Here is a 21,697-nt window from a genome sequence, read left to right as displayed (position 1 = left end):
GGGCGCGAAGCGGGGGACTGCGCCGCCCGGCACGGGGTACGAGACCAGGTGCAGTAGCGTCCGGCCAGTCCGGCCTCCGAGAGAGAACAGCATGACCGAGCACCTGGACGGGGCAGTGATACCGACTGGTTTCGACGTACCCGTGGAACCGCTGCGGCGAGCGGCGCATTACACCGGCGAACCCGGTTCGATCGCCGAGGCCCGCGCCTTCGCCGCCCACTTCGTCGACCAGTTGAGGACGGAGTGGTGCGCCACCGTCGACGAACGGGCCCTGGGGGATGTCCTCCTGGTCGTCAGCGAACTGGTCACCAACGCCGACCGGCACAGCAACGGCCCCTACATCCTGGAACTGGAGGGCACCGAGACCTCGGTCACGGTGTGCGTCTACGACAGCAGCGACGCGCTGCCCCTGCGGTTCCCCAAGGACCCCCAGCGCATCGGCCGGCACGGTCTGGAGATCGTGCACGCCCTCGCCGCCCAGGTCACCGCCGAGCGCATCCCGGTCGGCAAGCGCGTCCACGCCGTGGTCGCGCTCGCACGGCAGTGACCGGGCCCGCGCCCGCGGCGCGCCGCGGGCGGTGAGCCGCGGGGCCGGGGCCCCACGGCGTCGGGGGTCAGGCGCAGCCCAGCTCGCCCAGCATTCCCTGGCGCAGCCGCGCGATGATCCGCTTGATCAGGCGGGAGACGTGCATCTGGGAGCAGCCGAGCCGCTCACCGATCTCCGCCTGGGTGGCCTCCTCCACGAACCGCAGATGCAGGATCTGCCGGTCGCGCTCACTGAGTTCGGCCATCAGCGGCGCGAGCGAGTGGAAGTCCTCGACGAGCCGCAGCCCGTACTCCTCCACGCCGATGAAGTCGGCCAGCACCGCCTCGCCGTGCTCCGGGCCGTCCCCGGTGAGCGCGGCGTCGAGCGAGGAGGAGTTGTAGCCGTTGGCGGCGATCTGCGCCTCGACGACCTCGCCCTCGGACAGGTTCATCAGCGTGGCCAGCTCCGCGACCGTCGGCTCGCGGTCCAGCCGGCTGGCGAGCTCGTCGCGGGCCTTGGCCAGTTCGACGCGGAGTTCCTGGAGCCGGCGCGGCACGTGCACCGCCCAGGTCGTGTCGCGGAAGAAGCGCTTGATCTCACCGACGATGTAGGGCAGCGCGAACGAGGTGAACTCCACCTCGCGCGAGATCTCGAACCGGTCGATGGCCTTGATCAGGCCGATCATGCCGGTCTGGACGATGTCCTCCATGTCGTCGCCGCGACCCCGGAACCGCCCGGCCGCGAACCGCACCAGCGACATGTTCATCTCGATGAGGGTGTTGCGCGCGTACTGGTACTCGTGCGTGCCCTCCTCCAGTTCCGTCAGCCGCTGGAAGAACTGACGGGACAGCTCCCGCGCGTCGCGGGGGGCCACGCTGCTCGGGTCCTCGACTCCCGGCAGCGGCGTGCCACCCGTGCTGGTCCCGGCGGTGTCCTCGACGACCTGAGCCTCCGACCCGATCACGGCGGTGTGCATTCCCTCTCCCACGTCAGTCACGGTACGACGTCTGATGTTCCCGGCCCGTGAGCGGACCGGGTGCCGCAGGTCCGCTCATCGGGCGGATACCCCGAGTCGGCCGACACATGCCAAGCGTATTCCGATCCGTCGCGCCGGGGCCGGGACGCCGGCCGGGAAAGCGCCGGCCACACGGTGGTGACGCGGCCGGGAAGGCCGGGCGGTTCGGTGGCCCGGCGGGCGCCGCGGCCGGCGGGACACGTTCGTCCGTCCGGGGGACGCCCACGCGGCGACGCGGACTTCGCGGGGGACGGCACGCGCCGCGTGCGCCGCTCCTCGCGGGCCATTCCCCTGAGGGCGGAACGCCGCCCCCTTCCCGTCCCGGCTTCCGTTCCTAGGCTGTGAGGGTGAGCAACCAAGCGCCGAACCAAGCCCGCGTCATCCCGCTGCGCCCACCGGCCGGGCGCCCGGGAACCGCCCACGCCGCCGACCGTCCGCCCGTCCCCAGGGAGCCCCTCTGGCGTGACCTGGTCGGTGACGTCCTGCGCCGCGAACGCCGGGCGCAGGAGCGGACGTTGCAGGACGTCGCCGACACCGCCCGTATCTCCATGCCGTACCTGTCCGAGGTGGAGCGCGGCCGCAAGGAGGCCTCCTCGGAGGTCCTCGCGGCCGCCGCCCACGCCCTCGGCCTGACCCTCGGTGACCTGCTGGCGCGCGCCCAGGGCGAACTCGTCCGGGCGACCGGCCGGCGCGCCGGAACCCGCCGCACGCCGGCTTCCTCGTCGTACGACGGGCTCTGCCTGGCCGCCTGAGGCACCGTGCGGGCCGGCGTCTCACATCTGCGGCAGACGCCGGCTCAGCACCTCGTCGGCCAGGCCGTACGCCACGGCCTCCGGTGCGGTGAACACCTTGTCGCGGTCCATGTCCGCCCGCAGGGTGGTGACGTCGTGGTGGGTGTGCCGGGCCAGCACCTCCTCCACCTGGGCGCGGATGCGCACCATCTCCCGGGCCTGGAGGGCGAGGTCGGAGACCGTGCCCCGGCTGCCCCCGCTGGCCGGCTGCCCGAGCAGCACGCGCGCGTGCTCCAGCACGAACCGCCGGCCGGGATCGCCGCCGGCCAGCAGCACGGCCGCCGTCGAGGCGGCCTGCCCGACGCAGAACGTCGAGACCGGCGCCTGTACGAAGGTCATCGTGTCGTAGATGGCCATCAGCGAGGTGAACGAGCCGCCGGGCGAGTTGATGTAGACCGCGATCTCGCGCTCCGGCGCCGACGACTCCAGATGGAGGAGTTGCGCGATGACCACGTTGGCGACCCCGTCGTCGATCTCGGTGCCGAGGAAGATGATCCGCTCCGACAGCAGCCGGCTGAACACGTCGTAGGACCGCTCGCCCAGCGGGGTCCGCTCGACGACGTTCGGAATCGTGTACGTCCCCATGTCTACAGCCCCGTCCGACGCTTCGAGGCGGCCGGGCGGATGTCGGCGAGCGACTCCACGACACGGTCCACCATGCCGTACTCCCGGGCCTCCTCGGCCGTGAACCAGCGGTCGCGGTCACCGTCCCGGGCGATGGTCTCCAGGCTCTGGCCGGTGTGCTCGGCGGTGATGCGCTCGATGGTCCGCTTGGTGAATTCCAGGTTCTCCGCCTGGATCTCGATGTCGGCGGTGGTGCCGCCGATCCCCGCCGACGGCTGGTGCATCATGATCCGTGCGTTCGGCAGGGCGTACCGCTTGCCGGGCGCGCCGACGCTGAGCAGGAACTGGCCCATGCTGGCCGCGAATCCCACGGCGAGCGTGGAGACGTCGTTCGGGACGAGCCGCATCGTGTCGTAGATGGCCAGACCCGCGTGGACCGACCCGCCCGGGCTGTTGACGAACAGGCTGATGTCGGTGCGCGGGTCCTCCGCGGACAGGATCAGCAACTGCGCGCAGACCCGGTTCGCGGACACCTCGTCGACCTGGGTGCCGAGCAGCACGATGCGCTGGCCGAGCAGGTGGGCGGCGAGCTGGTCGTCGAAGCGGGAGGGAGGGGTGTCGCCCTCCTCGGCCCGGGGCGAGCGGGCCGGCGCGGGACCGGAGGCGAGTGGGGACATGGGCGCTCCTCGTCGGGACGGGCGCGGCACCGGTCGCCGCGCTCCCCCCACCCTCGGGGCGGGACCGGCCCGACGGCGGATTTCCCTGCCCTCGGCAGATTCGCCGAGGGCAGAGCGCCCGCCGCGCGGGCGCGTTCCCGGGCGGGTGATGAGTTCCCGGGCGGGCGATGAGTTCCGGGGCGCGCACCGGTCGACACTGACGAGCGCGCTCCGCGTTCCGTCACCGCACCAGGAGGACCGCATGACCACCGACGGATTCACCACGTGTCTCTGGTTCGACGGCCAGGCCGAGGAGGCCGCCCACCACTACGTGTCGATCTTCAAGAACTCCGGCGTCGGCAACGTCGCCCGCTACACCGAGGCCGGGCCGGGCGTCCCCGGGTCCGTGGTGACCGTGGAGTTCACGGCGAACGGCCAGAAGTTCGTCGCGCTGAACGGCGGCCCGCAGTTCCGCTTCAACGAGGCGATCTCCTTCCAGATCGACTGCGCCGACCAGGAGGAGGTGGACCACTACTGGGACAGGCTCGTCGAGGGCGGTGGCGAGCCCGGCCCCTGCGGCTGGCTCAAGGACAAGTACGGGGTGTCCTGGCAGGTCGTCCCCACCGTGCTCCTGGAGATGGTCACCGACCCCGACCCGGAGAAGGCCGCCCGCGCCACCCGGGCCATGCTCTCCATGGGCAAGTTCGACATCGCCGCCCTCCACAAGGCCTACGACGGCCAGTAGCGCCCGCCGTCCCTCACCGTGGGCGCCGGCCGGGATCGCCCGGTCACCGGCCGGCGCCCACGCTGCGCCGTCAGACCCGGTCGGCCGCGATCAGCAGGTACTGGAAGCTGCCGTTGCGGTACGCGGACAGGAACGTCTCCTCGATGCCCGTCACCAGGTGCTCGGCCCGGCTGCGCAACTCCCAGTAGGGCAGCGCCACCTCGGTGAGGTCCTCCACGTGCACCGGGACGAGCCGGTTGCGGGCCAGCGCCCTGAAGTAGGCGGAGCGCGGATGGATGTCGCAGATGTAGTGGGCGTTGATGAGCGAGACCTCGCGCGAGGCCTGCCCGTACGTGTCGTTGTAGCAGCCGGTGATCACCACGTACCGTCCGCCGCGGCGCAGCAGCCGGGCGTGCTCGGCGAACAGCAGGTCCAGCTCGACGTACATGGTGGACTCGTTGTTCCAGGAGGCCGCGTACGCGCCGGTCGGCAGACCGGTGTCGAGCATGTTGCGGTGGTGGTAGCGGACCTTGTCGGCGATGCCCCGCCTGCGGGCCTGCTCGCCCGCGAACTCGGCCTGCTTCGCGGAGATCGTCACCCCGTCCGCGTGGCAGCCGTAGCGCAGGTGCGCCACCACGCTGCCGCCCCCTCGCCCGCACCCGGCGTCGAAGACCCGGTCGGACGGGGTGAGGGGGCCGAGCCGGGCGGCGAGGAGTTCGGCCTGGGCGTGTTCCAGCCGGTGCAGCTCCGCGGTGATCCGCGCGGCCGGCGATCTCCCGCAGGACGGCGGTGTCGCCGTAGCCGCGCAGGATCGGCAGCTCGGTGAGGGTCTCCGGCACGACCCGGACGTCGTCCGCGCCGTTGTGCACGAACCTACTTCACCGTCCCCGACTGCGAGGGCGCCGTCGCCACGGCCACCGGGCTCGGCGCCACCCTGCGGTCCGGTCCGATGGGCACGCCGTTCGGCCGGTTCGCCGCCCTCACCGATCCGCAGGGCGCGGACTTCTCGGTGATCGACGTCACCACCACCGAGGGCGACATGCCGAAGATCACGGAAGTCTCCGACGACAGAACCTAGCGGCGGCCGGGCTGTCGCGGCGGGTCCCTCGCGGCCCGCCCCCCGGTGGCCGGACACCCCGCCCCACCGTGGCATCATCGTGCGCATGCGTGAACGTGTGGTGGCCGCGTGCGACGGGGCTTCGAAGGGGAACCCGGGACCCGCCGGCTGGGCCTGGGTGATCTCCGACGCCAGTGAGGGACCGGCCCAGTGGGAGGCCGGCCCGCTCGGCAAGGCCACCAACAACGTCGCCGAACTGACCGCGCTGGAGCGCCTGCTGGCCGCCGTCGACCCGGACGTGCCGCTGGAGATCCGCATGGACTCGCAGTACGCGATGAAGGCCGTCACCACCTGGCTGCCCGGCTGGAAGCGCAACGGCTGGAAGACGTCAGCCGGGAAACCGGTCGCCAACCAGGACCTGGTGGTGCGCATCGACGAACTGCTCGACGGCCGCACCGTCGACTTCCGCTACGTGCCCGCCCACCAGGTCGACGGCGACCGGCTCAACGACTTCGCCGACCGGGCGGCCAGCCAGGCGGCGGTCGTCCAGCAGCCCGCGGGCAGCGCCCTCGGCTCGCCCGAGCCGCCGCCCTCGCCCGACACCCCGCCGGCCACGGGCGCACGACACCGGACCGCCGGGGGCAAGGCACCCCGGCGGTCCGGTGGTTCGTCGTCCCGCACGATCAAGGCCAAGTTCCCCGGCCGCTGCGCGTGTGGACGGTCCTATGCGGCGGGCGAGCCGATCGCCAAGAACGACCAGGGCTGGGGTCACCCGGAGTGCCGCACGGCGGCCGCCGGGTGACCGGGCCGGCGTCGGTCAGGTGACCGCGCCGCGCCAGCCTCCGGTCTCGTGGCCGCGCTCCTCGATGAACTCCTTGAAGCGCTTGAGGTCTCCCTTCGTCTGCCGCTTCACGAACCCCAGCTTGTCGGCGATGGTCTCCGTCATGCCTTCCGGCTCGAAGTCCATCTGGAGCATCACCTTGGTGTGCTCCTCGTCGAGGCGGTGGAAGGTCACCACGCCGGCCTGCCGGGATTCCCCGCCGACCGTCGTCCAGGCGACCCGCTCGTCCGGGATCTGCTCGGTGATCTCGGCGTCGAACTCGCGGTGCACGCCGTTCACGTCCGTGACCCAGTGCGTGAGCGTGTCGGTGCGCTGTTCGATGCGCTCCACCCCGCTCATGAACTCGGGGAACGTCTCGAACTGCGTCCACTGGTTGTAGGCCGTGTGCACGGGGACACTGACCTCGATGGATTCCTCGACCTGCGTCACGGTCGTCTCCTCCTTCACTCTCTTCCGGTACGCAGCCCCGGGTACCCCTGGCCCGCGCACCGAATCCCGCCCCGGCCGGCCGGGACCGCGGGGTGGTGCGCGCGGGACGCGGAAATGGCAATTCCTTTCCCTGGGAACGATCCCTTCCGGTGATGTTCACACCGGACCCATCGGGTCGGCGGTGTGACATACATGAAAAACAAGGCGGAATCGGCCGAACGGGGCAGCGGGTCCTACAAGCCGACTGCTACTCTGCGTCGTCAATCGGCCACGGTCCGTCCGTCCGGCCGCGCTCCGTCCATGCCAAGAGGTGTGCGTGAAGGTCGCCTGTGTCGGCGGTGGGCCCGCGGGCCTGTATCTCTCGATCCTGCTCAAGCGGCAGGACCCGTCCCACCACATCACTGTGTACGAACGCGGCCCCGAGGGCTCGGCCTACGGCTGGGGCGTCACCTACTGGCAGGCCCTCCTCGACCAACTCCACGCCCGCGACCCCGAGTCGGCCCGCGCTCTCGAGGGCGGCTCCGTCCGCTGGAACCAGGGCGTCGCCGACGTCCGTGGCCTGGCGATCCGTCAACCCGGAGACGTGGGCCACGGCATCGGCCGCCACCGGCTGCTCGAGATCCTCGCCGACCGCGCCCGGAACCTCGGTGTCCACCTGGAGTTCGAGCGCGAGATCACGGCCGACGATCCGCCGGAGGCCGACCTCCTCGTGGCCGCCGACGGCGTCCACAGCGCCCTGCGCACCCGCCACGCCGACCACTTCGGCACGCACCTCACCACCGGCCGCAACCCCTACCTCTGGCTCGGCACCACCCGCGTCTTCGACTCCTTCACCTTCGCCTTCGTGGAGACCGGCCACGGGTGGATCTGGTGCTACGGCTATCCCTGCGGCGCCGAGCGGAGCACCTGCGTCATCGAGTGCGGCCCGCGGACCTGGACCGGCCTCGGCCTGGACCGGGCGAGCGAGGCCGACGGACTGGCCCTGCTGGAACGGCTCTTCGCGCACGTCCTCGACGGCCACCCCCTCATCGGCCGCGCCCCCGCCGGCGGTCGCGCCCGGTGGCTGACCTTCCGCACCCTCACCAACCGCGCCTGGTACCGCGGCAACCTCGTCCTCCTCGGCGACGCCGCCCACACCACCCACTACTCCACCGGCGCCGGCACCACCCTCGCCCTGGAGGACGCCTTCGCGCTGGCCGACGCCCTGCGGGAGTGCGCCGACCTCCCGCAGGCGCTCGCCCGCTACCAACACGAACGCAAGGCCGCCCTCCTCCCCGCGCAGAGCGCCGCCCGGCACAGCGCCCAGTGGTACGAGAGCCTGACCCGCTACATCGACCTCCCCCCGGAGCAGATGTTCGCCCTGCTCGGCCAGCGCCACTCGCCCCTGCTCCCGTACGTCCCGCCCCGGCTCTACCACCGGCTCGACCGGGCCGCCGGGCAACTGGAGGCGCTGCGGCGGTTCAAGCGCTGGCTGGGCCCGCGGCTCGCCCGGACCGCGCACGCGCGGGCGTCGGCCACGCGCGCCTGACCCGAAGAGGCTCCACCGGCTTGGGTGAATGACGATTCACCACTAGGGTGAATCGTCATTCACCCGTCTTTCCGGGTGCCTTCCGTCAGTTCCTTCCGTCCAGGGAGTGCCCATGGCGTCGCCCGGTCCGATACCCGCCTCCCCGACCGCCGCGGGCCGCCTCCCCGGCGGTCTGCGGGCCCGCCTCACCGTCCCGGTCCTGGCGTACTGCGGCACCCTCATGGCCGTCATGCAGACCGTCGTCGTGCCACTGCTGCCCGACCTGCCCCGCCTCACCGGTGCCTCGGCGGGGGCGGTCTCCTGGACGGTGACGGCCTCCCTGCTGTCCGGTGCCGTCCTCACCCCGGTCCTCGGCCGCGCGGGCGACATGTACGGCAAGCGGCGGGTGCTGCTCCTGTCGTTCGCGCTGATGACCACCGGGTCGGTGATCTGCGCCCTGACGTCCGAGATCGGCGTGCTGATCGCGGCCCGGGTCCTCCAGGGCGCCGCCGCCGCCGTCGTACCGCTGTCGATCAGCGTCCTGCGCGACGAACTCCCGCCGCAGCGCCGGGACTCCGCCGTGGCGCTGATGAGCGCCACCGTCGGCATCGGCGCCGCGCTGGGCCTGCCGGCCGCCGCGGTGGTCGTGCAGTACGCCGACTGGCACGTGATGTTCTGGGTGACCGCCGCCCTCGGGGCGACCGGCGTCGCGCTGATCCGGTGGGCCGTGCCGCCGTCGCCGGTGCGCCGGCCCGGACGGTTCGACGTCACGGGCGCGCTGGGCCTGGCCGCCGGGCTGATCTGCCTGCTCCTCGCCGTGTCCCAGGGCGGCCAGTGGGGCTGGGGCAGCGCCCCGGTCCTGAGCCTGTTCCTCGGCACCGTCGTCGTCCTGGGCCTGTGGTGGCGGCAGCAGCTGCGCACCCCCGAGCCCCTGGTGGACCTGCGGCTGGTGTCCCGCCCCCGGGTCGGCCTCCCGCACGTGGCGGCCCTCCTCACGGGCTTCGCGTTCTACGCCAACACGCTGGTCACGGCCCAACTGGTACAGGCGCCCGAGGCCAGCGGCTACGGACTCGGGCTGTCCATCGTCCAGACGGGCCTGTGCCTGCTGCCCGGCGGCCTCAGCATGCTGCTCCTCGCCCCGGTCGCCGCCCGCGTCTCCGCGTCCCGGGGCCCGCGCGTCACGCTCGCCCTCGGGGCGGCCGTGATCGCCGCCGGGTACGGGGTGCGCATCGCCGACAGCCGCGAACTCTGGATGATCATGCTGGGAGCCACGGTGGTGGCCATGGGCACCACCCTCGCCTACTCGGCACTCCCGGCGCTGATCCTGCGCGCGGTCCCGGCCGACCAGACCGCCTCCGCGAACGGGGTCAACGTCCTGATGCGCACGATCGGCCAGGCCTGCTCCAGCGCCGTCGTCGCCGCGATCCTGGTGCACCACACCAGCCCCGTCGGCGGGCTGCCGGTACCGACGCTCCACGGCTACCTGCTGACGTTCGGTGCCGCGGGCACCGTCGCGCTCGCCGCGTGCGCGGTGGCGCTGACCGTCCCCGGCGGCCCCGACGCCGAGCCGGGCCCCGCGGGCGGGGAACGGGGCCGGACCCGGTCCGTGGCGGACGGGGCGATGGAGGGAACATGACCGCCGTGAGCACTCCCCCCGGAACCGACCCGCCCCGGACCGCGCCGGCCGACGCGGACCCGCACGGCACTGACCCGCACGGCACTGACCCGCACGGCACTGACCCGCACGGCACGCCGCCCTCGGGCACGCCCGCGGACGGCGCCCGCGCCGGGCGGCGGAACGCCCCGGCCCGTTCCGCCGCCCGGCGCGACACCGGCCCCGTCCGGCGCGACGCCGAGTCGACCAAGGCGGCCATCCTGCGCGCCGCCCGGCACCTCCTCGCCCGTCACGCGCCCGCCGACATCACCCTCAAGGCCGTCGGGGAACGCGCCGGGGTGAGCGCGCCGCTGGTCGTGAAGTACTTCGGCAACAAGGAAGCCCTCGTCGCGCGCGTGATGTCCTTCGAGGAGGACGCCGACGCCCTGCTGGACGCCCCCCTGGAGCGGCTCGGCCGCCACATGGTCCGGCACGTGCTGGTGAGCCAGCGCGAGCGCGGCGCCGACCCGCTGCTGCGCATCGCGTTCGCCCCGCTGCACGGCGACCACGGCGACGTGCTGCGCGCCAACTTCCGCGCCCAGGTCACCGCCCGCCTGGCGGCCCGCCTCCCGGGCCCCGACGCCGGCCTGCGCGCCGAGCTCGCCGTGGCCACCCTGCTCGGTCTCGGGGTGATGTTCGGCATCGCCCGCGGCCCGGAGCTGCGGGCGGCCCCGGCCGACGAGATCGCCGACCGCTACGGACCGACGGTCCAGGCCCACCTCACGCCGTAGCCCACAGGCGCCCTACCCGAACAGCCGCGCGTGCAGCGGGGCGCGGAAGACCCGGTGCGGGTCCAGCCGTTCCAGGGAGTCCGCCGCCTCGGTCCACACCGGGCCGAAGGAGGACGGCACGGCCGTCTCCAGCACGTCCTCGTCGCTCCACGCGGACGTGCCGGTGTACCCCCAGCCCTTGGACCACTCGACCCGGGTGCGGGCGTGTGTGCCGTCGTACGTCGTCAGCAGGAACGCCTCCAGCTCGCGGTAGAACGCCTCGGCGTGCGGGGTGCCGGGCAGCGTCAGCACGTCCAGCCAGACCGCCGTGTCCCACTCCGGGCGGTCCGCGTCGGGCCGCAGCGCCGACAGCGACGGAGCCCGCGCTCCCGCCCGCCCGGTGTCCGCCGGGTCGTCGAGTCCGGTGACGCGGATCTCCACCGCGCCGTTGACGGGGAACCGCCCGGCGGCGGCGTACGCCTCGAGCCGCTCCCGGTAGAACGCGGTGAACTCCGCGACCACCCGCTGCACCCCGTCCCGGCGGGTGAGCACCGCGTATCCGTTCGCGTGCACCCGCAGGGTGGTCGGCCGCACGTACAGCAGGGTGTTCTTCGACGGCCCCCAGATGTCCGCCGACAGCGTCGCCACCAGCCCCAGCGCGGCCGCGTCGAGCTGCGCGTTGCCCAGCACCGGTGCCAGGTACCAGGCCGCGCCCGACACCATCCGCCCGGCCAGGTCCGCCACCGGCGTCGGGACGTTGTCGGAGAACGGATAGTTGTAAGGGGACGTCACCCGCCGTGAGGTGAGCGGCTTGGCCGGCTGCACCGACCACACCTTCAGCCACGGGAACTCGGTGAACGCGAACCAGATCGCCTCCGCCCGCCCGTCCGACTCCAGGAAGCTCTCCAGGGTCCGCACGTCCGAGCCGGGCGCCGCGAACAGCTCGCCCGCCGGGATGTCCGTACGGCTGACGCAGCGCAGACGGGTGTCGGGCCCCACCCGCAGGGTCACCTCCGTCACCAGGGAACGCCCCAGGTGGGTGAGGAGCGCGGCGCAGTCCGCCTCGTCCCGGGTGAACGTGCGCAGCGCGTAAGCGCCGCTGTCGGGGTCCCACACCACGGCGGTGAGGGAGAGCACGAGGTTGCTGAGCGACCCGTAGGTGTGTCCGGGCAGCCGCCGCTCCCCGCGCGCGGGCACGGCGGTGCCGTGGGCGCCGACGGCCAGGGCGCCGCCCAGCGTCAGGTCCCCGGGCGCGGGCGACGCGGTGACGCCGAGGCCGTGCCCTTCGAGGAAGGTGAGCAGGGCCTCCAGTGTGACCCCGGTGCCGGCGCGGACCTCGTCGGCCGACTCCAGGGCCAGGCCGTCGAAGTGCGGGGCGGTGTCGACGAGCAGCACCCGCGCCTCCGACGGCGTGCCCTCCGCGACCGTCAGCGGCGACCAGCCGTGCGCGGCGCCCCGGGCCCGCACCGTCCAGCCGTTCCGCCACGCCCAGTTGACGACGGCGACCGCCTGTACGGGACCGTCGGGCGCGCAGGCCCACAGTCCGACGGCGGTGATCTCGCCGTCCCAGTTGCGGTACGCCGTGCGGGAGAGGGTCACGTCCGCCGGGAAGCCGGGCAGTTCGGCCGCCGCGGCGGCCGGGTCCGCCGCGATCAGACACGGCCCGGCGGCCAGGGCGGCCGCGGCGCGCAGCAGGCCGCGGCGGGTCCAGGTGGTGTCTCCCGGCTGATGGTTGCTCAGTGAACGGTCAGTCACGGGCTCACGCTAGGGGCCCGTCCGCGCGGAGGGCCCAACCCTCGAACATCATCACTCGTGCGGGTGAAAGATTCACAGGTGCCGGGCCGGAACGGCCGGTTCACCGCGGGGCCGGGACGGATGACAGACTGACGCCATGGACGAGCGCGAATTCGGTAGGTCTGGTCAGCACGCATCCGTCGTCGGCCTCGGCACATGGCAGCTGGGCGCCGACTGGGGGGACGTCGACGACAAGGAGGCCCTGGCGGTCCTGGAGGCGGCGGCCGAGTCGGGGGTCACCTTCCTCGACACCGCCGACGTCTACGGCGACGGACGCAGTGAGCAGACCATCGCCACCTTCCTGAGCAGCCGCCCCGACCTGCACGTGCTGGTCGCCACGAAGATGGGCCGGCGCGTGGACCAGATCCCGGAGAACTACGTCCTGGACAACTTCCGCGCCTGGAACGACCGCTCCCGGCGCAACCTCGGCGTCGACCGCATCGACCTGGTGCAGCTGCACTGCCCGCCCACCTCCGTCTACTCCTCCGACGAGGTCTTCGACGCCCTCGACACCCTGGTGGAGGAGGAGCGCGTCGCCCACTACGGCGTCAGCGTGGAGACCTGCGCCGAGGCCCTCACGGCGATCGCCCGGCCGGGCGTGGCGAGCGTGCAGATCATCCTCAACCCCTTCCGCATGAAGCCCCTGCGCGAGGTGCTCCCCGCGGCCCGGGAGGCCGGCGTCGGCATCATCGCCCGCGTCCCGCTCGCCTCCGGCCTGCTGTCGGGCAAGTACACCAAGGACACCGTCTTCCCGGAGAACGACCACCGCACCTACAACCGGCACGGCGAGTCCTTCGACCAGGGCGAGACCTTCTCCGGCGTCGACTACGCCACCGGTGTCGAGGCAGCCGCCGAGTTCGCCGCCCTCGCCCCCGAGGGGTACACCCCGGCCCAGCTGGCGCTGCGCTGGATCGTGCAGCAGCCCGGCGTCACCACCGTGATCCCCGGGGCCCGCTCGCCCGAGCAGGCCCGCGCCAACGCGGCCGCCGCCAGGCTGCCCGCCCTCCCGGAGACGACCCTGGCGGCGATCGGGGACCTGTACGAGCGGCGGATCAAGGAGCAGGTCGAGGGCCGCTGGTAGCGGTCCGGGCGGCGGACCGAGGAAATCGCCGTCCAGGGGGTACTCGCCGGGGAGACGACCGAACAGTCGAGCGACCCGGGGAGGACCAGGTGACCGACACCGCGGCGGAGGCCGAGCGGCGCAGAGGGCGCAACGAGACGGAGGAGGAGCGGGCGGACCGGATGTGGGGGGAGCTGATCCAAGAGGTCCGCGTCGCCCAGACGGGCGTGCAGATCCTCTTCGGCTTCCTGCTCACGGTCGTGTTCACTCCGCGCTACCCGGAGCTGACGAGCGTCGACCGGGCCATCTACATCATGACCGTCGTCCTGGGCGCCTGCGCGACCGGCGCCCTGATAGGCCCGGTCTCCCTGCACCGGCTGGTCGCCGGGCGACGCGTGAAGCCGCAGGCCGTCCGGTGGGCCTCCCGGATGACCTTCGTCGGACTGGTGCTGCTGCTCGCCACGATGACCGCGGCGCTGCTGCTGATCCTGCGGGTGGCGACCCACGACGGCTTCGTGCCCTGGCTGGTCAGCGCAGTGGTGCTGTGGTACGTGCTGTGCTGGTTCGCGGTGCCGATGTGGACCCGTCGACGCTATACGTCGCGGTGACGCGTGACCCGTTGCCGCTGTACGTCGCGGTGACGCGCGGCGCCTCCAGCCGCCGCAGCCCGCGGTCGTGCACCCTGCTCAGCAGCAGGAGCGACAGCGTGGCCCCGATCAGCGCGCAGAACATGTCCCACTGCGTGTCCCACACGTCGCCCTGCGTGGCGAGGAAGGCGTCCGCCGCCTGCCCGCCGATCACGGCCGCCGCCCACTCGAACATCTCGAAGACGGCGCTGAAGGCCAGGCACGCGCACACCGTCAGCGGCGCCAGCCAGCGGCTGCCGCGCAGCGGGGAGGTACGGATCAGCAGCTCGCGCACCAGGATCGCGGGCACGAACCCCTGCATGAGGTGGCCGAACCGGTCGTACGGGTTGCGGTCCAGGTGGCGGGCGTCGCGCGCCCAGTCGCCCAGCGGGACCTGCGCGTACGTGTAGTGGCCGCCCAGCGCGAGGACCAGGGCGTGGGCCGCGAGGAGACCGCACAGCAGCCCGGTGAGCGGGAACCGCCGCCAGGTCAGCACCACCACCGGCAGCCCCACGAGGATCCACACCGTCTCCAGGAACCAGGTGGTGCGGTCGTGGGGGTGCCAGGCGGAGAGCGCCAGCCCCGTGACCACCACCCCGGCCGCCACGACGGGAAGGGTGCGGCGCGGGGCGACGGGCACAGGTGTCAGGGCGGGCACAGGGGTCATGGGACGCTCCTTGTCGGTGGAGCCCCATCCTGGAACACCGCCCGGGGCGACGGCATGAGTACCGCTACTCAGTGCCGCCGTCGGCACGGTCCCGTCAGCCGAGTCAGTGCCGCCGTCGGCACGGCCCCGTCAGCCGAAGGCGTCCCGCAGCGCGGGCAGCAGCGTCTTCTCCGACCACTCCAGGAACGCCGGCTGGGAGTCGCCGCCGATCTGCACCAGGGCGATCTCGGTGAATCCGGCCTCGGCGTACGGGCGTACGGCCTCCACGAAGTCGTCCGGGTCGTCGCCGCAGGGGATCGAGGAGGCGACGTCGTCCGGTGTCACGAACCGGGTCGCCGCCTCGAAGGAGTCCGGGTGCGGCAGTTCGGAGTTCACCTTCCAGCCGCTGCCGAACCAGCGGAACTGCGCGTGCGCCCGCTTCACCGCCGTCTCCCGGTCCGGGTCGTGGCACACCGGCAACTGGCCCACCCGCGGCTTGCCGGCGCCGCCGTGCCGGTCGAACGCCTCCAGCAGCCCGGACTTCGGCTCGGTGGCGATCACCAGATCGGCGAACCGGCCCGCGAGCCGGCAGGACTGCTCCCCGGAGACGGCGATGCCGAGGGGCGTCGGCTCGTCCGGCAGGTCCCACAGCCGCGCCGACTCCACGTCGAAGTGCGTGCCGTGCCGCGTGACGTGCCCGCCCTCGAAGAGCGCGCGGATGACGTCCACCGCCTCCTGGAGCATCTCGTGCCGCACGTCCACGGAGGGCCATCCGCCGCCCACCACGTGCTCGTTGAGGTTCTCCCCGGAGCCCAGCCCGAGCCGGAACCGGCCCCCGGACAGCAGCTGCATCGTCGCCGCCTTCTGGGCGACGACCGCCGGGTGGTAGCGCATGGTCGGACACGTCACGTACGTCATCAACGGGATGCGGGACGTCGCCTGTGCGGCGGCGCCCAGCACACTCCAGGCGTACGGCGCGTGACCCTGCGCGCGCAGCCACGGAAAGTAGTGGTCCGACGTCACGGAGAAGTCAAAGCCCGCCTCCTCGGCCCGTACCAGGTGGTCGACCAGGTCACGAGGGCCGGCCTGCTCGGTCATCATCGTGTATCCGATGCGCACCATGCGTCCCGGGTCCCCGGTGGGACGGTGCGGAAACGGGCCACGGGCGGCGGGGGAGTGCCGTCGCCCGGAGCGCGTCAGCCCGCGGCGGGCCGGAAGGTCCGCAGGAAGGTGTCCAGGGCCTGCCGGTTCCCGGTCTCCTCCCAGTCGGCGGCGGGCGTCGTCCAGCGGAGCGAGAAGCCGCGGTGCCCGCCGAGGAGGAACCCGCGCCCGAAGGTGCGCACCGGGGTGCCGTCGACGTCGACGAGCCACTCCATGTCGGCGGCCGCGTACCCCTGGTAGGTCGTCGCCTCGATCGTGCCGACGCGCCGGAAGCCGTCCGCCTGCCGCAGACCGGGCTCGACGGTGTCGCGCCAGACGGCGACCGGGTCGGGGCCGACGCGTTCGCTGTAGGTCACCGCGAGGGTGCGCGGGTCGTCCGCCGCGCCGAAGGTGACGCGGTAGGAGGCGTCGGCGGTGCGGGAGGTGTCCAGCCGCTCCCAGCCGTCGGGCAGGGCGACGGAGAACCCCTCCGGCGCCCGGTAGAGGCGGTAGCCGGCGGGTACCGCGCCGCTGGAGGCCGGGGCGGACGGAGTCGGCGACGCCGTGGGCGACGGCGGGGCGGACGCGGACGCCGACGCGGTCGGCCCGGGTGCCGCAGTGGTCGGGGCTCTGTCGCCCGCGTCGTCGCCGCCGGACGGGGCGGGGGACGCGGAGGGACGCGCCTGCGCGCCGCTGGACGCCGCCTCGCCCCCGCCCGGCAGCCGGCCCGTCGCGGCGAGGGCGGCGACCGCCACCGTGACCACGGCCAGGGCGGTCCCGGCGGCCATGGCCCGGCCGCTCCACCGCGGGCCGAGGATCCGGGTGACGGGGATCCGGGTGACGGGGTACGCCCGCCGCGGCCGGGGCGCGGACACCGGGTGCGGACGCTCGTCGAGGACCCGGGTGAGGGCGTGGCGCGCCACCGGCCGGGTCAGCCGCTCCCGGGAGTCCTTGCGCAGCAGCCCCTGCACGGTCGGGCCGAGGGCACCGGCCCGCAGCGGTGTCCGCAACGGCAGCCGGTCCACGCTCCGCAACGTCGTCCCGGGCTGCTCCCGGTCCCGGTACGGCGGCCGTCCCTCGACGGCCGTGTAGAGGATCGCGCCCAGCGCCCAGAGGTCGGCGGCGGGTCCGATCCGCTCGTCCCGCGCCTGCTCGGGCGAGGCGTACGAGGGCGCCGCGAGACGGGGCGCGAGCGTCGCACCGGCCAGGCCGAATCCCGTCACGACGACCGGCCCGTCCGCCCGGACGAACACCTGGCCGGGGCTCAGCTCGCCATGGGTGATGCCCTCCCCGTGGGCGGCCTCCAGCACGTCGAGCAGTTCCAGCCCGAGCGCGGCCGCCCACAGCGGGCCGAACGCCCCCCGCTGCTCCAGCAGCTGCCCCAGCGGCTGCCCGTCGATCCACTCGGTGACCGTCCACAGGGAGCCCCCCTCCGCGACGGCGTCGAGGACCGCGGCGACCCGGCCGGGACACACCCGGGCCATCGTCCGCGACATGCGCACCACGCGGTCGGCGGCCTGCTCCGCCCCCTGGGCGTCCTGACCGGCGGGCAGTCCGATCCGGGTGACCAGGCACGGCCGGGCGCCCGCACCCGCCTCGGCGTACTCCCCGTACCAGCTGTCACGGTTCGTCTCCCGCTGGACGACGTCGAGGAGCCGGTACCGTCCGGCGACCAGTTCGTGTCTGGAGACGTGCGCCTTGACCATGGTCATCCCTCGCTGGATCCCCGGAACACTCCTTCCCCAGTGGTACGGCGGACGACGGGGCATGCGTTCAAAAGGACACCACGCGGCCGCGATTCCTGTCTTTCATTCAAGAATGGCCGGGCGGATGCGCCGGAACAACGGCGTCACCTCGCCCGGCCCGGCGGCCCGACCAGCGGCGCAGCCGCCGGTGAACGTCTTGAGACGTTCACCGGGGACCCGCCCGGCGAACCCGCGACGGTGCTTGGTCCATTCCCATCGTGATGCCCGCCGTGATGCCCGCCGTGATGCCCGCCGTGATGCCCGCCGCAATGCTGCCGCGGAAATTGCCCGCCCCGGCGCGAAGTCCGGACCGGAGCTCAGCGCAATCCGTGCCGCTCCGCCCAGGACGCCATGTCCGACACCGTCGCGTTGCCCCCGCAGACCACCAGGCCCAGCCGGGCGCCGTCCCCCACCCGCCGCAGGACCCGCCGGGCGGCCGGGAGGAGGCATCCGGCGGCCGGCTCGGTCCACACCTTGGCGTGCTCGGCCAGCTCGTGACAGCCCCGCAGGGCCTCCCGGTCCGGCACCACGAGCACATCGGTCACCAGGGCGGAGACATGGTCGTACGTCAGCGGCGCTACGGCGGGCGCGCTGAGGGTGGAGACGAGGGACGACAACTTCACCGGCACCGGTCCGCCCGCCGCCAGCGCGGCGGACATCGCCTCCGCGCCCTCGGTCTCCACTCCCCAGATCCGTACGTCCGGGCGGCGGGCCCGCAGCGCCGCCGCGACACCGGCGACCAGCCCACCGCCCCCGACGCTGACCACGACGTCCGTCAGTTCGTCGGCGTCGTCGGCGAACTCCAGCCCGACCGTGCCCTGACCGGCCACGACCACCGGGTCGTCGAACGGGTGGACCAGCGTCAGTCCTTCGTCCCGCAACCGGTCCACGAGGGAGAACGCCTCGGCCATGCCGTCCGTCAGCCGCACCGACGCGCCCGCCTCCTCGGCGATCGCGACGGCCCGGGCGGGCGCCGAACGCGGCATGACCACGGTGGCCTTGACGTCGAGGGCGGCGGCCATCACCGCCACCGCGATCCCATGGTTCCCGCCGCTGACCGCCACCACCCCGGCCGCCCGCTCCGCCGCACCGAGCGAGAGCAGTTTCGCCGTCGCCCCGCGCGCCTTGAAGGACCCGGTGCGCTGCAACAGCTCCAGCTTGACCGTGACCGGGACGCCGAGCAGCGCCGACAGGCCGGGGCTGGACAGGGTCGGGGTGCGGACCACGTGCCCGGCGATCCGCTCCGCCGTGGCTTCGATGTCCGTGATGCCGATCAAGGATGACCACCTTTCCGGCGCGCCGGTCCGGGCACGCCCCAGAGCACCCTGGCGCGCGTGACGGACGAGGTCAACCGGAGCCGGCGGGAGGTCAGGCGCCGAAGAGCTGCGTCCAGTACGTGCCCGAGGGGCCGCCGCCCGCGAAGCCGACGCCGATGTGGGTGAAGGCGGGCTTGAGGATGTTGGCGCGGTGACCGGGGCTGTTCATCCAGTCCTCCACGACCTCGGCGGGGGAGCGCTGGCCGCAGGCGATGTTCTCCCCGATCGTCCGCCGGGCGGACCCCGCCGCTGCCGCCCGGTCCCACGGCTCGGTGCCCTCGGGCGAGGTGTGGGAGTAGAAGCGGCGCGCCACCATGTCCACGCTGTGGGCCCGCGCGGCGGTGGCGAGCAGCGGATCGGGGGCGAGGGGCGGCAGCCCGGCGCGCGCCCGCTCGCGGTTGGTGAGGTCGACGACGTCCGCCTCGGTCCGGGCCAGACCGGCCGGCGTGCACGGGCGCGCCCACAGGGCGGTCCAGAAGACGTCACCGGTCCGCGCGTCCCGGACGTACGCCAGTCCGGTGTGCGTGAACGCCGGGTCGTGCAGGGTGCGCCGGGTGCGGTCGGCACCCAAACAGTACGTCACGAACTCGGCGGGCGTGCGGGGCCCGGAGACCAGGTGCTCGCCCACGGTGAGGTACCGGTATCCGGTGGCCGTGACCCGCTGGTGGACCGAGACGCCGTCCGGGCCCTCGACGCCGAGGCGTCCGGCGGCGGCCATGGCGGCGGCGTGGCCCCGGGCCGCGGAGACCAGCCGGGCGTCCAGCGAGACGGCGGGGGAACCGGCCGCCGCGCGGGCCGGGTTGACCAGGGCGAGGAAGCCGTCGGGGTCCGCCGGGGGAGGGGGAGCGGACGGCCGCCGGGACGTGGGGGCGGACGGCGGGGGAGGGGTGCGGGCGGACGGCGGAGGTGTGCGGGCGGTCGGCGGCGCGGGCGCCGGCTCGTCCTCGGTGACGTCCACGCCGAAGTCCCGTGCGAGGCCCGCCAGCCCGTCGGCGTACCCCTGTCCGAGCGCCCGCAGCTTCCACCCCGTGCCCCGCCGGTAGACCTCCGCGAGCAGCAGGACCGTCTCCTGCCGTGGGGGCGGCGGCACGAACCGGGCGAGCGGGCGGCCGCCCGGGCCGGTGACGTGGAGCGTGGGCAGGGGCAGACGGGCCAGTGGCGCGCCCGGGTCGGCGGCGCTGACGACCACCGTGACGCGGGTGGCGCCGGCCCGCAGCCCGGCCGGGTCCAGGGTGAGCGTGTCGCCGCGCAGGCTGGCCCCCGGGGCCGTCGGCTGGTTGTAGAAGACGAAGTCGCCGTCGCCGCCGACCTTGCCGCTGTCGTCCGTGACCAGCGCGCTGACGTCGAAGGGGCCGGGCACCCGCACGGCCAGGGCACCGCCCGGGAGGGGCACGTTGCCCCCGGGGACCAACTCGCTCATCCCGCCGCCCTGGTGTCGTCGTCCGGCCCCGCGGGGCCCTGCCCCCAGAACGGCCGGCGGGGCCGGCGGGTTCCCGCCGGCCCCGGGCCCGCCCGCCCCGCCCGCCGCGCACCGGGTCACTCGCGCACGGTCGCCGGGGTGGTGTCCTCCGCCCGCTCGTACGGCGCTGCCGTCCCCTTGCGCGCCTTCGTCCCGGTGCCGGTCCCGGCCCCCGTCCCGCAGAACGCGGAGTCCAGGGTGCGCAGCATCGTGGCGTGCACGCGCGCGCTGTTGGACGTGTTGGCGAGCGCGCTCAGGCTGCGCCGCCCGTCCGCCGACGCGAACGCGTACGTGTAGTAGCCCTGTACGGCGCCCGTGTGCCCGTACACCGACACCCCGCAGGACAGGTCGCGGCGCCGCAGACCCAGCCCGTACGCCTGCCCGGTGCCCGCCGGGACCCAGCGCCGCATCTGCTCCAGTCCCTCGGCCGAGGTGAGCTGCCCGCGCAGCACGGCCGAGAGGAAGGTGTTGAGGTCACGGGTGCTGGAGACGATCGCGCCCGCGCTCTGCGCCCATGACACGGTCTGCCGGGTGGCGTCGACCAGGGCGGTGGCGGGGGCGTCGGGGGTGAGGTAGCCGCGCGCGTGGGTGCCGGGGATCGCGGTGTCCGGGTGGACGTAGAAGGTGTCGCGCAGTTTCAGCGGCTCGACGATCCGCCTCTGGTACTCGGTGGCCACGGGGTGTCCGGTGAGCTTCTCGATGAGCATCCCGGCGACCACGAAGTTGGTGTTGGAGTAGGAGTAGGCGCCGCCCGGGTCGGTCGTGCGCGCGTGGCGCAGCGAGAGGTCGACCAGCTGACGGTAGGTGAAGACCTTGGTGCGGACCGCCTCGAAGCCCGACACGGTCTGCGCGAACAGGTCGTCGGTGTAGTCGTACAGGCCGCTGCGGTGGCTCAGCAGGTGGCGGACCGTGATGCGGTCGTCGGGCAGCAGCCCCGGGAGATGACGGTTGACCGGGGCGTCCAGGGAGAGCTTGCCCTCGTCGGCGAGTTGCAGCAGGACGACGGCGGAGAAGGTCTTGGTGACGCTGCCGATCCGGAAGCGGTCGCCGGCGCCGAGCGCCCGGCCCGCGCTCCGGTCGGCGACGCCCACGGTGAGCCAGTGGGCGGTGCCGCCGTCGTCGAGCCGCGCCATGGCCCCGGGCGCACCCTGCTCCGTCGCCGTGCGCAGGACGTCGCGCAGACCGGCGAGGTCCGGCTGCGGCGGCACGCCGGCGGCCGCGGCGGGAGGTGCCGTGGGCCGTGGCTGGGCGGCCACGGCGGGCGCCGGGACCGCCAGGAGGGACAGCAGCGCCACCCCGAGCGCCGTCCCTCCCCGCAGCGCCCGCGCGCCCCTCCCGGCCCGCCCTTCGCGCGGGTCCGTCGCTGACGCGCGAGTCGCTGACGCGGCATCGGTCACATGCATGCGAGGCATCCTTCTTCCGTTCCGTCACATCTCC

At 73.8% G+C, this 21,697-nt stretch carries 20 protein-coding genes and 2 pseudogenes; 10 read left to right on the top strand and 12 right to left on the bottom strand.

The annotated features are described in order from the left end of the window. The first annotated feature begins 91 nt into the window (after positions 1 to 91). Positions 92 to 547, top strand: coding sequence for an ATP-binding protein (locus ACIP67_RS35015; protein ID WP_401697291.1), 456 nt, complete (start codon positions 92 to 94; stop codon positions 545 to 547). Positions 548 to 614: 67 nt separating this feature from the next. Here ACIP67_RS35015 and ACIP67_RS35010 read toward each other — a convergent pair whose 3' ends face one another. Next, positions 615 to 1,502, bottom strand: coding sequence for an RNA polymerase sigma factor SigF (locus ACIP67_RS35010; protein WP_401697430.1), 888 nt, complete (start codon positions 1,500 to 1,502; stop codon positions 615 to 617). A gap of 386 nt (positions 1,503 to 1,888) precedes the next feature. On the opposite strand from ACIP67_RS35010, the gene ACIP67_RS35005 reads away from it, so the two are divergent. Next, positions 1,889 to 2,293, top strand: a complete 405-nt coding sequence (locus tag ACIP67_RS35005; protein ID WP_401697289.1) for a helix-turn-helix domain-containing protein — start codon at positions 1,889 to 1,891, stop codon at positions 2,291 to 2,293. 21 nt (positions 2,294 to 2,314) lie between these two features. Here the strand turns inward: ACIP67_RS35005 and ACIP67_RS35000 are convergent, their stop codons facing one another. Next, entirely contained in the window at positions 2,315 to 2,917 is a 603-nt protein-coding gene (locus tag ACIP67_RS35000) for a ClpP family protease (protein ID WP_401697288.1), read from the bottom strand. Between the two features lie 2 nt (positions 2,918 to 2,919). After that, complete coding sequence (locus ACIP67_RS34995; protein WP_401697287.1) at positions 2,920 to 3,573, bottom strand: ATP-dependent Clp protease proteolytic subunit; 654 nt, start codon at positions 3,571 to 3,573, stop codon at positions 2,920 to 2,922. A gap of 241 nt (positions 3,574 to 3,814) precedes the next feature. Between ACIP67_RS34995 and ACIP67_RS34990 the strand changes: the two genes are divergently transcribed. After that, on the top strand, positions 3,815 to 4,297 hold the full coding sequence (locus ACIP67_RS34990; RefSeq protein WP_401697286.1) for a VOC family protein: 483 nt from the start codon (positions 3,815 to 3,817) through the stop codon (positions 4,295 to 4,297). A gap of 70 nt (positions 4,298 to 4,367) precedes the next feature. Here the strand turns inward: ACIP67_RS34990 and ACIP67_RS34985 are convergent. After that, a pseudogene (locus ACIP67_RS34985) lies at positions 4,368 to 5,036 on the bottom strand (SAM-dependent methyltransferase); the annotation flags it as partial. Between the two features lie 114 nt (positions 5,037 to 5,150). Here ACIP67_RS34985 and ACIP67_RS34980 point away from each other — a divergent pair. After that, a pseudogene (locus tag ACIP67_RS34980) lies at positions 5,151 to 5,354 on the top strand (VOC family protein); the annotation flags it as partial. A 73-nt stretch (positions 5,355 to 5,427) separates the two neighbouring features. Then, a complete protein-coding gene (locus ACIP67_RS34975) occupies positions 5,428 to 6,135 on the top strand; it encodes a ribonuclease H (protein ID WP_401697429.1) in 708 nt (235 codons plus the stop codon). Between the two features lie 15 nt (positions 6,136 to 6,150). Here the strand turns inward: ACIP67_RS34975 and ACIP67_RS34970 are convergent, their stop codons facing one another. Further along, on the bottom strand, positions 6,151 to 6,603 hold the full coding sequence (locus tag ACIP67_RS34970) for an SRPBCC family protein (RefSeq protein WP_401697285.1): 453 nt from the start codon (positions 6,601 to 6,603) through the stop codon (positions 6,151 to 6,153). A gap of 310 nt (positions 6,604 to 6,913) precedes the next feature. Between ACIP67_RS34970 and ACIP67_RS34965 the strand changes: the two genes are divergently transcribed. The 3 genes from ACIP67_RS34965 (at position 6,914) to ACIP67_RS34955 (ending at position 10,495) form a co-directional block, all read left to right on the top strand. Next, positions 6,914 to 8,131 carry an FAD-dependent monooxygenase gene (locus ACIP67_RS34965; protein WP_401697284.1) on the top strand — a complete coding sequence of 406 codons (1,218 nt, stop codon included), beginning with the start codon at positions 6,914 to 6,916 and terminating at the stop codon, positions 8,129 to 8,131. 112 nt (positions 8,132 to 8,243) lie between these two features. Further along, positions 8,244 to 9,746, top strand: a complete 1,503-nt coding sequence (locus ACIP67_RS34960; protein ID WP_401697283.1) for an MFS transporter — start codon at positions 8,244 to 8,246, stop codon at positions 9,744 to 9,746. 5 nt (positions 9,747 to 9,751) lie between these two features. After that, entirely contained in the window at positions 9,752 to 10,495 is a 744-nt protein-coding gene (locus ACIP67_RS34955; RefSeq protein WP_401697282.1) for a TetR family transcriptional regulator, read from the top strand. Positions 10,496 to 10,507: 12 nt separating this feature from the next. Here ACIP67_RS34955 and ACIP67_RS34950 read toward each other — a convergent pair whose 3' ends face one another. Then, positions 10,508 to 12,229: a cholesterol oxidase substrate-binding domain-containing protein gene (locus ACIP67_RS34950; protein WP_401697281.1), complete on the bottom strand. Its 1,722-nt coding sequence runs from the start codon at positions 12,227 to 12,229 to the stop codon at positions 10,508 to 10,510. Positions 12,230 to 12,365: 136 nt separating this feature from the next. Here ACIP67_RS34950 and ACIP67_RS34945 point away from each other — a divergent pair, with 136 nt between their 5' ends. Both ACIP67_RS34945 and ACIP67_RS34940 read left to right on the top strand, forming a co-directional pair. Then, on the top strand, positions 12,366 to 13,349 hold the full coding sequence (locus ACIP67_RS34945) for an aldo/keto reductase (RefSeq protein WP_401697279.1): 984 nt from the start codon (positions 12,366 to 12,368) through the stop codon (positions 13,347 to 13,349). Between the two features lie 161 nt (positions 13,350 to 13,510). Further along, complete coding sequence (locus ACIP67_RS34940) at positions 13,511 to 13,936, top strand: DUF6328 family protein (protein WP_401697427.1); 426 nt, start codon at positions 13,511 to 13,513, stop codon at positions 13,934 to 13,936. Here ACIP67_RS34940 and ACIP67_RS34935 read toward each other — a convergent pair. From ACIP67_RS34935 to ACIP67_RS34910, 6 genes are all read right to left on the bottom strand, one after another. Next, the gene (locus ACIP67_RS34935; RefSeq protein ID WP_401697278.1) at positions 13,857 to 14,621 is read right to left on the bottom strand and encodes a DUF2238 domain-containing protein; all 765 of its coding nucleotides are present in this window, start codon (positions 14,619 to 14,621) and stop codon (positions 13,857 to 13,859) included. The two genes, ACIP67_RS34940 and ACIP67_RS34935, sit on opposite strands and share 80 nt — an antisense overlap. Before the next feature lie 129 nt (positions 14,622 to 14,750). Beyond that, the gene (locus ACIP67_RS34930) at positions 14,751 to 15,722 is read right to left on the bottom strand and encodes an LLM class F420-dependent oxidoreductase (protein WP_401697277.1); all 972 of its coding nucleotides are present in this window, start codon (positions 15,720 to 15,722) and stop codon (positions 14,751 to 14,753) included. Between the two features lie 74 nt (positions 15,723 to 15,796). Beyond that, complete coding sequence (locus ACIP67_RS34925; RefSeq protein WP_401697275.1) at positions 15,797 to 17,452, bottom strand: serine/threonine protein kinase; 1,656 nt, start codon at positions 17,450 to 17,452, stop codon at positions 15,797 to 15,799. 350 nt (positions 17,453 to 17,802) lie between these two features. After that, entirely contained in the window at positions 17,803 to 18,762 is a 960-nt protein-coding gene (locus tag ACIP67_RS34920) for a pyridoxal-phosphate dependent enzyme (protein WP_401697274.1), read from the bottom strand. 91 nt (positions 18,763 to 18,853) lie between these two features. Beyond that, positions 18,854 to 20,221 carry a CAP domain-containing protein gene (locus ACIP67_RS34915; RefSeq protein WP_401697272.1) on the bottom strand — a complete coding sequence of 456 codons (1,368 nt, stop codon included), beginning with the start codon at positions 20,219 to 20,221 and terminating at the stop codon, positions 18,854 to 18,856. Positions 20,222 to 20,337: 116 nt separating this feature from the next. After that, positions 20,338 to 21,555, bottom strand: coding sequence for a serine hydrolase domain-containing protein (locus ACIP67_RS34910; RefSeq protein WP_401697270.1), 1,218 nt, complete (start codon positions 21,553 to 21,555; stop codon positions 20,338 to 20,340). Between the last annotated feature and the right edge of the window lie 142 nt (positions 21,556 to 21,697).

The sequence above is a fragment of the Streptomyces sp. NPDC088812 genome (assembly GCF_044750285.1).
In the GTDB taxonomy this organism is placed as follows: Bacteria; Actinomycetota; Actinomycetes; order Streptomycetales; family Streptomycetaceae; genus Streptomyces.
Note: the sequence above shows the minus strand (reverse complement) of the source record. Positions and strands in the feature narration are given on the sequence as shown.

Bases quoted from the DNA above. Each gene is read 5' to 3' on its own strand.
- ACIP67_RS35010 (WP_401697430.1), bottom strand. From the start codon at position 1,502: ATGCACACCGCCGTGATCGGGTCGGAGGCTCAGGTCGTCGAGGACACC.
- ACIP67_RS34915 (WP_401697272.1), bottom strand. From the start codon at position 20,221: ATGAGCGAGTTGGTCCCCGGGGGCAACGTGCCCCTCCCGGGCGGTGCC.
- ACIP67_RS34925 (WP_401697275.1), bottom strand. From the start codon at position 17,452: ATGACCATGGTCAAGGCGCACGTCTCCAGACACGAACTGGTCGCCGGA.
- ACIP67_RS34945 (WP_401697279.1), top strand. From the start codon at position 12,366: ATGGACGAGCGCGAATTCGGTAGGTCTGGTCAGCACGCATCCGTCGTC.
- ACIP67_RS34990 (WP_401697286.1), top strand. From the start codon at position 3,815: ATGACCACCGACGGATTCACCACGTGTCTCTGGTTCGACGGCCAGGCC.
- ACIP67_RS34930 (WP_401697277.1), bottom strand. From the start codon at position 15,722: ATGGTGCGCATCGGATACACGATGATGACCGAGCAGGCCGGCCCTCGT.
- ACIP67_RS34935 (WP_401697278.1), bottom strand. From the start codon at position 14,621: ATGACCCCTGTGCCCGCCCTGACACCTGTGCCCGTCGCCCCGCGCCGC.
- ACIP67_RS35015 (WP_401697291.1), top strand. From the start codon at position 92: ATGACCGAGCACCTGGACGGGGCAGTGATACCGACTGGTTTCGACGTA.
- ACIP67_RS34960 (WP_401697283.1), top strand. From the start codon at position 8,244: ATGGCGTCGCCCGGTCCGATACCCGCCTCCCCGACCGCCGCGGGCCGC.
- ACIP67_RS34940 (WP_401697427.1), top strand. From the start codon at position 13,511: ATGTGGGGGGAGCTGATCCAAGAGGTCCGCGTCGCCCAGACGGGCGTG.
- ACIP67_RS35000 (WP_401697288.1), bottom strand. From the start codon at position 2,917: ATGGGGACGTACACGATTCCGAACGTCGTCGAGCGGACCCCGCTGGGC.
- ACIP67_RS34995 (WP_401697287.1), bottom strand. From the start codon at position 3,573: ATGTCCCCACTCGCCTCCGGTCCCGCGCCGGCCCGCTCGCCCCGGGCC.